The 11696-nt window shown below is 43.5% G+C and carries 14 protein-coding genes; all 14 read right to left on the bottom strand.

The genetic code is table 11. The features are described from left to right. Positions 1-73: 73 nt before the first annotated feature. Positions 74-871 (bottom strand): 30S ribosomal protein S2, encoded by a 798-nt coding sequence (rpsB, locus tag ACZ444_RS07285; protein ID WP_382357291.1) that lies wholly within the window; start codon positions 869-871, stop codon positions 74-76. A 168-nt stretch (positions 872-1039) separates the two neighbouring features. Then, entirely contained in the window at positions 1040-1441 is a 402-nt protein-coding gene (locus tag ACZ444_RS07280; protein ID WP_382357290.1) for a DUF6115 domain-containing protein, read from the bottom strand. A gap of 135 nt (positions 1442-1576) precedes the next feature. Next, positions 1577-2347: a FliA/WhiG family RNA polymerase sigma factor gene (locus ACZ444_RS07275; RefSeq protein WP_382357289.1), complete on the bottom strand. Its 771-nt coding sequence runs from the start codon at positions 2345-2347 to the stop codon at positions 1577-1579. A 50-nt stretch (positions 2348-2397) separates the two neighbouring features. Beyond that, the gene (locus ACZ444_RS07270) at positions 2398-2877 is read right to left on the bottom strand and encodes a chemotaxis protein CheD (protein ID WP_382357288.1); all 480 of its coding nucleotides are present in this window, start codon (positions 2875-2877) and stop codon (positions 2398-2400) included. 4 nt (positions 2878-2881) lie between these two features. Further along, the gene (locus tag ACZ444_RS07265) at positions 2882-3520 is read right to left on the bottom strand and encodes a chemotaxis protein CheC (protein ID WP_382357287.1); all 639 of its coding nucleotides are present in this window, start codon (positions 3518-3520) and stop codon (positions 2882-2884) included. Between the two features lie 82 nt (positions 3521-3602). After that, on the bottom strand, positions 3603-4196 hold the full coding sequence (locus tag ACZ444_RS07260) for a CheB methylesterase domain-containing protein (RefSeq protein ID WP_382357286.1): 594 nt from the start codon (positions 4194-4196) through the stop codon (positions 3603-3605). After that, complete coding sequence (locus tag ACZ444_RS07255) at positions 4193-5062, bottom strand: MinD/ParA family protein (protein ID WP_382357368.1); 870 nt, start codon at positions 5060-5062, stop codon at positions 4193-4195. Before ACZ444_RS07255 ends, ACZ444_RS07260 begins: the two co-directional genes overlap by 4 nt. Continuing rightward, positions 5052-6182 carry a flagellar biosynthesis protein FlhF gene (gene flhF, locus ACZ444_RS07250; RefSeq protein WP_382357285.1) on the bottom strand — a complete coding sequence of 377 codons (1131 nt, stop codon included), beginning with the start codon at positions 6180-6182 and terminating at the stop codon, positions 5052-5054. The genes ACZ444_RS07255 and flhF overlap by 11 nt, the downstream gene beginning before the upstream one ends. After that, on the bottom strand, positions 6179-8215 hold the full coding sequence (gene flhA / locus ACZ444_RS07245) for a flagellar biosynthesis protein FlhA (RefSeq protein WP_382357284.1): 2037 nt from the start codon (positions 8213-8215) through the stop codon (positions 6179-6181). The genes flhF and flhA overlap by 4 nt, the downstream gene beginning before the upstream one ends. Before the next feature lie 23 nt (positions 8216-8238). After that, entirely contained in the window at positions 8239-9327 is a 1089-nt protein-coding gene (gene flhB / locus ACZ444_RS07240; protein WP_382357283.1) for a flagellar biosynthesis protein FlhB, read from the bottom strand. A gap of 1 nt (position 9328) precedes the next feature. After that, positions 9329-10108 (bottom strand): flagellar biosynthetic protein FliR, encoded by a 780-nt coding sequence (gene fliR / locus ACZ444_RS07235; protein ID WP_382357282.1) that lies wholly within the window; start codon positions 10106-10108, stop codon positions 9329-9331. A 3-nt stretch (positions 10109-10111) separates the two neighbouring features. Then, positions 10112-10381, bottom strand: coding sequence for a flagellar biosynthesis protein FliQ (gene fliQ, locus ACZ444_RS07230; protein ID WP_382357281.1), 270 nt, complete (start codon positions 10379-10381; stop codon positions 10112-10114). 15 nt (positions 10382-10396) lie between these two features. Then, a complete protein-coding gene (gene fliP / locus ACZ444_RS07225) occupies positions 10397-11062 on the bottom strand; it encodes a flagellar type III secretion system pore protein FliP (RefSeq protein ID WP_382357280.1) in 666 nt (221 codons plus the stop codon). After that, entirely contained in the window at positions 11055-11690 is a 636-nt protein-coding gene (locus ACZ444_RS07220) for a flagellar biosynthetic protein FliO (RefSeq protein ID WP_382357279.1), read from the bottom strand. The genes fliP and ACZ444_RS07220 overlap by 8 nt, the downstream gene beginning before the upstream one ends. Positions 11691-11696 lie beyond the last annotated feature (6 nt).

Genomic DNA, 11696 nt, shown 5'->3' with positions numbered 1-11696 from the left:
TTGTTATAAATAATGCGTTGTAAAAAAAGGTGATAAAAGGCTCTCATCCCCTTATCACCTGTCCTTTTACAACCTACTCTTTATTCGTTTCAGCTTCCTCAGAGGTGCTTTCAGCGTTCTCAGCATTTTCCTCTTCCGGCTTTTCCTGTTCTGCTTCAGACTGAGCGTCATCCGCAACTTCTGTTTCTTCACCTTGTTTTACTTCCAGAATGGCATCTGCCATTTTAGAAGTCAGCAGTTTGATAGCACGGATAGCATCATCGTTTGCCGGGATGACATAGTCAATTTCATCCGGATCACAATTGGTATCAACCATTGCGATGATTGGAATGTTCAATTTATGAGCTTCAGCGATCGCGATGCGTTCTTTGCGCGGATCAATCACAAACAAGGCATCCGGCAAATGCTCCATGTTTTTAATGCCGCCCAAAAATTTGACAAGGCGATCTTTTTCTTTCATCAATCCCACGATCTCTTTTTTCGGAAGTACTTCAAATGTACCGTCTTCTTCCATACTTTCAATATCTTTAAGACGTGTAAGACGTGTGCGGATTGTTTGGAAGTTTGTTAGTGTGCCGCCCAGCCAGCGCTGGTTCACAAAATACATACCTGAACGGGTTGCTTCATCCCGAACTGAGTCCTGTGCTTGTTTTTTCGTTCCTACAAACAGAATTGAACCGCCATTCGCAGCGATATCCTTCACATAATTATAAGCTGTATCCACGCGTTTAACTGTTTTTTGCAGATCAATGATGTAGATACCGTTACGTTCTGTGAAGATATATTTTTTCATCTTCGGATTCCAGCGGCGAGTCTGATGGCCAAAATGCACACCAGCCTCAAGTAATTGTTTCATTGAAATAACTGACATTAAAAATTCCTCCTAATGGTTTTTTCCTCCGCTTCAGATCATTTTTGTATAAAGACCAAAATGAATGGCACCCGATATACAAATCACCGAGCGTGTGTAGTCATGTTTAGCTTCGAACGCAAACACAGTTTTACACCAAAATAAATATATCATAACAATTATACCCAATCAAGTATTATTATAAGCCTTCTGATTCATTTTAATAATCAATTCGGCTTCTGTATGACCACAATTATGCTGACGAGCTATCTCCTCGATGCTGAACCCTTTATCGTGGAGCTGCAGGATTTTAGCTTCAAGTGATAACGCTGTTTCATCTGTTACGCTGTCCGTTTCGGGCGTATAAGGATTTTTTGTTTCTCCCTCTGTTTCAGGCTGTTTAGAACTTTCCTTCTCTCCCGCAGGTTTTGTATCATTGCCTGTCGCCGCAAGCGTGTGTTCCAGCTCCCTGTTCTCCTGCTTAATATCCTGTAAAGATTGTTCAAGAAGTTCCGTCACTTCTCTGGCATTGTCCTGCTGCAGCGACTGAACCTGCTTAAACAATTTATAAATAATCGATAATGTTACCACGTGTAAGCATAAACTTAAAAAAATCAGTATTGACGTCATCATACCCCTCGATCCATCATTTTAATCATCCATTATAATTTAGCATGCATTGTATTTGAACGATACAGATTTTGGATTATGCCGTCTTTTCGCAAGTCATGTATTGGCTTGGATTTTCTGCAGTGACTTTCGCAGTTTAAATATAGCTTTTCGATGTATTTGTGATATTCTGGACGTCGTCAATTCCAATACGCGACCAATTTCTGTTAATGTCAGTTCTTCTTCATAAAATAGACTGACCACCATTTGTTCATTTTGATTGAGATTTTGCATGCTTGAAATCAGTTCATTTTTCAGTTCCGATTGCAGCATTGATTTATCCGGCTGTAATGCATCCTGATCTGGAATCGTATAGCCAATGCCTTCTTTATAATCATTGTTTGGTTTCTCTTCAATGGATAAAATATTCGCTGCCAGTGAATGCTTTACAGTTTCCTCCACGTCTTCCATTGACAATTGCAGCTTCTTTGCAATTTCTTCAGACGTTGGCTCGCGCTGATAGACTTGCTTCAATACTTGTGATGTTTGTTCTACTTTCTTCGATTTCTCCCGCATAGATCTTGGCAGCCAGTCTTCTTTTCGCAGTCCATCAATAATAGCACCACGAATACGAAAGGAGGCATATGTATCAAATTTCAATTCCCGTTTATGCTGAAACTTTGTCAGGGCATCATACAATCCCAGCATCCCGAAACTTTTTAAATCATCCTTGCTGACATTAGGCGGAAGATGGCTGCCGATCCGTTCAACGTGAAAGCTGACCAGATACATATAATAATAAATTAGATCATTCGCAGCCTTCGAGTCATGATTTTCCAGCCACTTCTTCCATAATGATTGGATCAGAGGAGGTTCATTTGTCGCCATACTTCAAAGCTCCCCCTTTACTTTAAAAGCCAGACTTCTGCAGTTCAGTATCAAATAATGGTTTCACCTTTATAAACCGTGCGAATGCTCAGCATCCCATCTGCTGGATTAAATTCAATCGTTCTGCCGGAATGTCCCCCAACATCCATAGCTTCGGGCGTTATATGATGACGTAACAACGCAGCCTGAACAGCCTGTACATTTTTGTCGCCAATTGAATCCTGGTTAGATGCAGAATCAAACATTTGGGCTCCACCAGCCATTTTAGCCTTTAAGGCATATTTGCGGGCACCAATAGAACACACTTCGTCCATTAAACTATCAACAGCTGTATCTGCAAATTTTAAAACATTCTTCTGAGACTGTTTAGCCAGCTTCGAGTCAGGAAGCATAACGTGCGCCAGTCCAGCTGCCTGTTTAGTCAAATCATAAAGAATCACACCAACACAGGATCCAAGACCAGATGTTTTGATCCTGTCTGGTGCCCTGACAGTTTGTAAGTCAGCAATCCCAACCTTTATTATTGTCATCTTTTCACTCATTTCCGGCCATGCCCAGTGCTCTAAATAATGTGGCTAATGATTCCGGGTCAGGCAGGAATAGAAATTGCCCGTTAACCGGATTTTTTTGCCCGCTGTAACGTATAACCGTGTCAACGATCAGCACATAATCGGTCGATCGTGATACGTCAATAACAGCATCGGACAGAATCGCCCCGGCCATATCAATCTGCAATTGCGGTACCGATGGCTGAATATGCAGTCCGGTGAAATCAGAGATTGCCGACATATAAGATCCGGTCAGAATGTTGCCGATCTCTTTAAAGACAGATGCTCCAAAGAGATTTGTTTCATCCTGATCAATTAATTGAACATGCTGCTCATCCGACGCATACTTGACAAAGGTCTCGGCTTCATCAACAGCCAGCATAAAATAAACTTTGCCGCAAACGTCACCGGATATATGAATCAGGGTGCTTGCGACCGGACTATCCGGTCCCCCCATCCAGTCCAGGATATCTGCAAACGGAACAATATCAACAAACGGGACCTCCATATCTATTTTCTTATTCATTAAGGATGACATAGATGTAGCAGCGTGTGCTGCCCCAATATTTCCTGCTTCCCGCAGAGCATCCATTTGCATAGCAGACAGACCATTACCTTTATCCATTTACTCAACCTCCTGCTGATTTGATTCAATTCTGTGCATCTTCTCCAGTTCAGACCGCTGGGACAGCGCCAGCAATTATTAGTCACAATCGCGGGCGTGCTAAATGATGTATCAGACCTCCGATTTGCTGAATTGGTACACTATAGGTGACCAGCCGTGTATCCATGGCAGCTTTCGGCATACCATAGACGACTGACGTTAGTTCAGACTCAGCCACGATAACCGCCTGCTGATCTTGCATTTTCAGCGCCTTAATGCCTTCTGACCCATCACGTCCCATTCCGGTTAAAACAGCACACATTTTTCGGACATGCTGCAAACGGGCGAGCGATTCAAACAATACATCGACTGACGGCCGCTGTCCATGCCGCTTTGCATCCCGGGTCAGTTCAATTGAATAGTCAGTCCCGCTTTGTTTGACGGTCATATGATAATCACCCGGTGCGATATAGGCTGTAGCCGGTTCAATGATTTCGCGTTGGGTCGCTTCTTTAACACGGATAGCCACTGTCTGATCAAATCTTGCAGCAAGTGACGCTGTAAACCCTGGCGGCATATGCTGAGCAATTAAAACAGGTGCAGCGAAATCGCCGGGCAATTCAGCCAGCACACACTCAAGCGCTTTTGGACCGCCTGTTGAGGCGCCGATTCCAGCAATCGTGTTGAACTGTCTCATCGTTTATCACCTGACATGAACATTTTCAGTTTTTGCACAAAGGATCGCGATAATTGCTCATTTGTCGTGTCATCACGCAGGTAATCACTTGTCAGCTTTCTCATGGCCCGCGAAACAGCAGCTTTATCATTTAACAGGATATAAGGGACTTGCTGAAGAACAGCATCTGAAACTGTGCGATCATCTGGCAGTGTTCCCAGCAGCCGAATATGATGGTTAAGAAATTGCTGGACGACACGCTGGAATCTCACAAGCGCTTTCCGGCCATTTTTCACAGACGGGGAACGATTCATAATGAGCGATATGGGCATATTCCAGCGGCTGTGGACAATGTGCTTGATCAGTCCGTAAGCATCTGTAATGGAGGTCGGTTCAGGGTTAGCTACCACCATGCATTCATCTGAAGCCATAACGAATGTCATGGTCTCTTCTGATGCTCCTGCACCCATGTCAAAAATAATATAGTCATATAAGTATGTAACATCGTCAAATGCCTGAAAAAAATAATCCTGTTCTTCCGTACCCAGCCTAAAGAAGTCATTCAAGGCTGATCCCCCTGCCACATAGGCCAGTCCAAGGGGACCTGTTTCAATAATATCCTGAATGGCTGAACGATTGGCAAACATATCAATAATTGTTGCTTTCGGATCCAGACCAAGCAGGATATCGAGATTGCCCATGCCAATGTCAAGATCAAACAACAACACTTTTTTATCGTGATGCAGCAGATCCAAAGAAAAATTTAAAGCAACATTTGATTTACCTGCGCCGCCTTTTCCGCTTGCAATGGCGATTGTTCTGGCTGTTCGTTCAGATTGATTGTCTGCAAGTTTCTGCCTTAGTTTGCTAGCCTGATCACCTGTCATGCCTATCACCTGCGATCAAATCACTAATTAATCGCGAAGACGGCTTCACGATATCGTCCGGCACGTCCTGGCCATTGGTCAGAAAAGCCACACCCAGACTATTTGGCAAAGCAATATTCAATATACTCCCATATTCGCGTGTTTCATCCATCTTGGTGAAAACGACCTGGCTGATCGGCAAATGCTGAAACTGTTCATATATGGCTGTCATATCTTTAGCCTTGGCGGTCAGGGAAAGCACCAGGCAAGTACGGGTGCTCGCGTTAAAAGTAATTGTCTGCTGCAAATCCTGAACATGTTTTTGTTCCATAAAATTCCTGCCAGCTGTGTCAACCAGAATTAAGTCGCTGGAAGCCAGTTTTTGGACAGCTGCCTGATAATCCTCTGCATTATAGATAACTTCCAGCGGGATATTTAGAATCTGAGCGTACGTGTTTAATTGGTCAATAGCTGAAATCCGATACGTATCAGCTGTCATAAGCGCTACTTGTTTTTGTTCATTCATAAGCGCCGATGAAGCAATCTTAGCAATCGTGGTTGTCTTACCCGCCCCTGTTGGGCCAACAAACTGAATGATTTGCTGTCCCTGCAAATCTGTGCCGTGATTCAGTGTGCTTAATTGTCTTTCAATTTCAGAGCTCACGTCCTGCCAAATACGCTCCTGATCCTCTAGCAGGCCGTTATTTGTTTCATGATCACGGATCACATTCTCCATTAGATTCTGTGCCAGCTTTTCATCAACTTCCTGCGCCAGCAAATGATGATAAATAACCTGATAGTCCGGCGGATAATCTGCACCGTCTGCTGTTTGCGTTTCGACCAGTTTCCGCAGCTGTTTCACTTCATTTAAAACAGGATCATTTTTTGAAGGCGTTTGCTTGTCTGTTGTTTTAGTCACAGCAGCCGCTTCCTTCTTATGGTGGTTTTCATGTTGAGACTCAGGCTGCGGCTGGGGGTCCAGTGCAGCAATCACCTCGATATGCCGCTTTTTAAACAGTCCCAGGAAACCGCCCCGGAATACGTCTCTTGAATTTAAAATAACTGCCTGAGAACCAAGTTCTTTCCGAATACGATCCATCGCCTCAGGCATGCTCGGCGCTACGTACTTCTTCACCTTCATTCTGGATTCACCACCCCAATACTCTGTACGTTCACACTAGGCTCCAGATCGTTATAAGATAACACGGCGACTTGCGGCAGGAATCGTTCCACGAGCTGCTGCAAGTACATTCTAACGGCCGGTGAACATAAGACAACAGCTGTTTCTTCCTGCAGTGTCATCTTTTCAGCTTCAGCGTGAATGGCCTTGACAATTTGCTCCTGTGAATCCGGATCCAGTGCTAAATAATTGCCATACTCTGTCTGCTGAATATTTTCTGCAATCATTTTTTCGACCTGACCTGATACGGTGATAACATTTAATGCCATATCATCACCCGCATACTGTTTGGTGATTTGCGGTGCCAGTGCCTGTCGGGCATATTCGGCAAGCAGATCTGTATCATTGGTCATTTTGCCAAAGTCAGCAAGCGTTTCAAAAATAACCGGCAAATTACGTACGGACACGCTCTCCCTGAGCAATTTGGCCAGTACCTTTTGAATGTCACCAACCGATAATGGTTCGGGTGTCACTTCTTCGACCAGAATCGAATAACTTTCTTTCAGATGATCAATTAACTGTTTTGTTTCCTGACGCCCCAGCAGTTCATGTGCGAAACGCTTGATAACTTCAGTAATGTGAGTTGAAACAACTGACGGCGGATCGACAACTGTGTAGCCGGACAGTTCAGCTTCATCCTTATCATCTTCACTAATCCATTTAGCGGGCAGCCCAAACGCCGGTTCCTTTGTATCGATTCCCTCAATTTCTTCATCGTCCATTTCCGGTGACATGGCCATATAATGATCCAGCAGAAGTTCGCCGGAGGCCGCTTCATTTCCCTTGATATTCAAACGATAAGCGTTCGGCTCCAGCTGAATATTATCCCTGATCCGCACGACCGGTACGACAATACCAAGTTCAAGTGCCAGCTGCCTGCGGATCATCACAATCCGGTCAAGCAAATCGCCGCCCTGATCTTTATCGGCAAGCGGTATGAGCGCATATCCAAATTCAAACTCAATCGGATCCATATTTAACAGATCAACGACATTTTCCGGTGTGTTCATTGACTCGGATTGCTCAACCTGCTTGTCTTCTTCAGATTCGGATGCGGCCGGTTCTTCCGTTTGCCTTTGCAGTGTATACCCGCCTAAAGCCAGTAAACCAGCAATGGCAACTGCTAAGAAAAAATTGATCGGGGTGAAACTAAGGAGAAAGATCGTTCCTGCCGCAATAAACAGCAATTTTGGAAATTGCAACAACTGACCTGTCACTTCACTTCCTAAATTACCCGTTGTTGTTGTTTTGGTAACGACAATACCGGTTGCGGTCGCAATGAGCAAAGCAGGCATTTGACTCACCAGGCCATCCCCAACTGTCAAACGCATATAAGTATTCATAGCTTCGGTGAACGTAAAATCCTTCTGTACCATACCAATGATTAAACCAAAGATAATGTTGATTAGAACAATTATAATTCCAGCAATGGCATCGCCTTTAACAAACTTGCTGGCACCATCCATTGCGCCGTGAAAATCAGCTTCTTTTTCCACCTTCTCACGGCGTTCCTTGGCCTGCTGCTCGGAAATGAGCCCAGCATTCAAATCCGCGTCAATGCTCATTTGTTTACCGGGCATAGCATCAAGGGTGAAACGCGCCGCTACCTCGGAAACCCGCTCTGCACCCTTTGTGATAACAAGAAATTGGATAATGACCAAAATAACAAACACGACAAAGCCGACCAGTGCATTATCACCGATCACAAACGAACCGAATGTATCGATGACACCACCGGCATCAGCTTCCGACAAAATGGAACGCGTTGTTGAAACATTCAGTCCGAGACGGAACAATGTCAGCAATAATAACAGCGACGGGAATATAGAAAATTGCAGGGCTTCCTCCGTGTTCATAGACACTAGTATCACAATCAGTGCAAGTGATATATTACAAAGTATTAAAATACTTAAGAGCCACCCAGGAAGTGGCACAACAAGCATAACAATGATAAGTATAACACCTAGCAAAACGGATAAATCACGTGCTTTCATGATTGGCTACTCTCCTCATGGCCTTAAACTTTTTGCTCTAGTCTGTAAACATAAGCCAGTATTTCGGCTATTGCTTTATAAAATGTCTCTGGTATGACCTCGTCAATTTCCGCAGTGTCATACAGTTCCCGGGCGATTGCTCTATCTTCTACCATCATGACGTCATTGGCTTTTGCAACCTCTTTGATTTTCTGAGCAATCATGTCAGCACCTTTGGCTGCTATGTAGGGAGCAGATGCTTCGGTCTCATCATATTTAATGGCTATCGCATAGTGTGTCGGGTTGGTAATGACAACATCAGCTGATGGCACCTCGCTCATCATGCGTTTATTCGCTATGTCACGCTGCTGCTGCTGCCGTTTGGATTTAATCTGCGGATCGCCTTCCATGTTTTTATGCTCGTCTTTGACATCTTTTTTGGACATTTTAATATTTTTTTCAAAGTCATATTTCTGATAAACATAATCCAGAACTGACAAGCACAGCAACGCCAGACCTGCTGCGACGCCCATGATGATGGTTACTCGTTTGAAAAAGGCGACCGCATTGTCAGCTGTCTTAAAAGCAAGCATGAACAGATCACCTTTAAAAATCCAAATAATCAAAAATGTGGTTGCCCCTATAAAGGTTATTTTCAATAATGACTTTAACAGCTCAATAAGAGCCCGTGCTGAAAAAATACGCTTAGCACCCTGAATGGGATTGATTTTGTTCAGATCAGGTGACAGTGGCTCTGTCGTAAACAAGAAACCGATTTGCGTCAAGTTAGCTGCCAGTCCTGCGAGAATAGCAGCAAGCATAACCGGGGCCAGTACTTTGCCCATTTCAAGCGCCCCTTCTTTCAGCACGCGACCCACTGATTGAGTCGTCACATCCCAATGAATATATTCTGTGAATGTGTGCTGATATAACGACGACAGGTGTTCCATCATAAAGGTTCCCATGGCAAATAAAGTCATAAAACAGAAAAGCATGAGAAAGGCTGTATTGATATCCGTACTTTTTGCCACTTTACCTTTTTTTCGCTCATCCTGGCGCTTTTTGGGTGTCGCCTTTTCGGTTTTTTCCTCTGCTCCAGCAAAAAATTGCAAATCCAGCTGCATTAACCGCATTCTAGCCACCTCCGAACAAACGCATCAAGTCCCTCATAGCCGTGAACATGGTTTCAAAAACATGCTGAACCAAAACAACATACAGGCTGAGAAACAGGAAGATAACGACAAAACTGACAAAAATCTTTAACGGCAGACCAACAACAAACACGTTCATCTGCGGCACCGTTCTGGCTATAATCCCTAAAGCCACATCAACCAGAAACAAACAGCCAACGATTGGCATAGCCATCTGGAAAGCAATTAAAAACATCTGATTAAATGTCTCGATGATAAATTGCGCTATTCCTGCATTTTCAAACGGTATAAAAGCATCTATTGGAATTAGCTCAAAACTATTGAAAATCCCATCTATTAATAAATGGTGACCATTGACCGATAATAGAAACATAAGTGCGATAATATTAAAATACTGACCAATCAGCGGACTCTGGGCACCTGTTTGCGGATCAACCACATTGGCGATGGCAAAACCCATCTGAAAATCGACGAACCCGCCGGCGATCTGGACGGCTGCAAGAATAATATAAGCCAAGAGACCAATCAGCAAACCGACAATAGCTTCCTTCATTAGCAGCAAAAAATACGTGTAATCGACCGGAACGCCGGAGATATCTACTGTATAATACATAATGAGTGCCAAGAAAAATGAAAAACCAATCTTGAACGGTGTCGGTATTGTCGCATATGAAAATAAGGGCAGCGTGACAAAAAATGCAGAAATCCTGACAAAAATAAGAAGGAAAACCGGTATAGCTGAAAGATTAATAAGTTCCAGCATAGGCTACCCTGTAAATTGATTCAAATTCTGATAGAGATTCGCTGTAAACTCAACAACTTGTGTCAGCATCCACGGTCCCAGGAATACGAGACCAACAAAAACGGCAACAATTTTAGGGATAAACGCCAGGGTCTGTTCCTGAATCTGTGTTGTTGCCTGAAATATGGCAACTAACAGGCCGACTGCCAAAGCCAAAATCAGCAATGGACCGGCGACGAGCAAAATAACATAGACACCGCGTTCGGCCAGAGAAATAACAAATTCACTGCTCATGATAAACCACCTGCCTTAAAAGCCTTGCAGCAAGGAATCAGTAATTAAATACCAGCCGTCAACAAGCACAAACAGCAAAATCTTAAACGGTAACGAAATCATAACAGGCGGCAGCATCATCATCCCCATTGACATCAGGACACTTGCTACGACCATGTCAATAATCAAAAACGGCACGAAAATCATAAATCCCATTTGAAAGGCTGTTTTCAGCTCACTGATGGAATATGCTGGGACAAGTGTCGTCAGAGGAATATCCTCAACTGTATCGGGCTGTTCTGTACCAGCATAATCCATAAATAACTCTAAATCCTTCTCCCGTGTATGGGACGCCATGAAATCTTTAAATGGCACACTTGCTTTATTATAAGCCTCTTCCAGCGAAATATCGTCTGCCATAAGCGGCTGCAGGGCTTCATCATTCACCTCATGCAGTGTCGGTGCCATAATGAAAAACGTTAAAAACAAGGCCAGTCCAATTAACACCTGATTGGGCGGCATCTGCTGGGTTGCGAGTGATGTTCTGACAAATGATAAAACAATAATAATGCGTGTAAAACTTGTCATCAGAACTAAAATACTTGGTGCAAGCGATAGAACCGTTAATAAGAGCAATAATTGTACTGACGTCGATACATTGTCTGGGTCCGTTCCTGAGAATATATCCACCAATTCATTCATCGTTATCGTCCTTCTGTTTCGGCTGATTCATTAGCGAATGACGGGTCTTTTTCAACTTATCCAGTTCAGTCGCAAAAAGATCTCTGAAATGATTTGTCTGATCGCCATTATTTTTCTGAGTATTCCTGGATTGAAATAGAGCCGGCAAACGATTTGTCGTGTGATGATTATCCGCATGATCATTAGAAGCCTGATCTTGTTTCACATCATCTTCACTAAGTTCCTGCAAAAGCTGAACATTATCACCGACCCCCACCATGAATACTCTCGATCCAATCCGGAGAAGCTGAACAGATTTATTAGCACCGACTGAAGCACCACCGATATTCTCCAGTCCCTTAAAGTTCTGAAATCGTTTGCTGCGTTTCTGCAAAATCTTTAAAAGAAAATAGATTAATGCTAAGACAAGTACTAATGCGAGTACCATTTTTACCAGATTAATAGCTAATGACCCAGTCTCAGGCTCATCTGCCTTGTTCTCCTGCTCTGTCTCAGCTGGATCAGTCTGTTCGCAGTCGTCATTTTCAATACAGTCTTTGACATTTGATTCAGCTAGCACCACATCTGTTGGGACTGCGATAAACCATAGACCAATCAAACATAGACCAGCCATTATTCTCAGTTTCATAAGACC

The organism is Lentibacillus kimchii, assembly GCF_055381965.1.
Note: the sequence above shows the minus strand (reverse complement) of the source record. Positions and strands in the feature narration are given on the sequence as shown.

Coding starts and splice junctions, on each gene's coding strand:
- rpsB (WP_382357291.1), bottom strand. CDS start 871: ATGTCAGTTATTTCAATGAAACAATTACTTGAGGCTGGTGTGCATTTT.
- ACZ444_RS07275 (WP_382357289.1), bottom strand. CDS start 2,347: ATGGCGACAAATGAACCTCCTCTGATCCAATCATTATGGAAGAAGTGG.
- ACZ444_RS07270 (WP_382357288.1), bottom strand. CDS start 2,877: ATGACAATAATAAAGGTTGGGATTGCTGACTTACAAACTGTCAGGGCA.
- ACZ444_RS07265 (WP_382357287.1), bottom strand. CDS start 3,520: ATGGATAAAGGTAATGGTCTGTCTGCTATGCAAATGGATGCTCTGCGG.
- ACZ444_RS07260 (WP_382357286.1), bottom strand. CDS start 4,196: ATGAGACAGTTCAACACGATTGCTGGAATCGGCGCCTCAACAGGCGGT.
- ACZ444_RS07255 (WP_382357368.1), bottom strand. CDS start 5,062: ATGACAGGTGATCAGGCTAGCAAACTAAGGCAGAAACTTGCAGACAAT.
- flhF (WP_382357285.1), bottom strand. CDS start 6,182: ATGAAGGTGAAGAAGTACGTAGCGCCGAGCATGCCTGAGGCGATGGAT.
- flhA (WP_382357284.1), bottom strand. CDS start 8,215: ATGAAAGCACGTGATTTATCCGTTTTGCTAGGTGTTATACTTATCATT.
- flhB (WP_382357283.1), bottom strand. CDS start 9,327: ATGCGGTTAATGCAGCTGGATTTGCAATTTTTTGCTGGAGCAGAGGAA.
- fliR (WP_382357282.1), bottom strand. CDS start 10,108: ATGCTGGAACTTATTAATCTTTCAGCTATACCGGTTTTCCTTCTTATT.
- fliQ (WP_382357281.1), bottom strand. CDS start 10,381: ATGAGCAGTGAATTTGTTATTTCTCTGGCCGAACGCGGTGTCTATGTT.
- fliP (WP_382357280.1), bottom strand. CDS start 11,062: ATGAATGAATTGGTGGATATATTCTCAGGAACGGACCCAGACAATGTA.
- ACZ444_RS07220 (WP_382357279.1), bottom strand. CDS start 11,690: ATGAAACTGAGAATAATGGCTGGTCTATGTTTGATTGGTCTATGGTTT.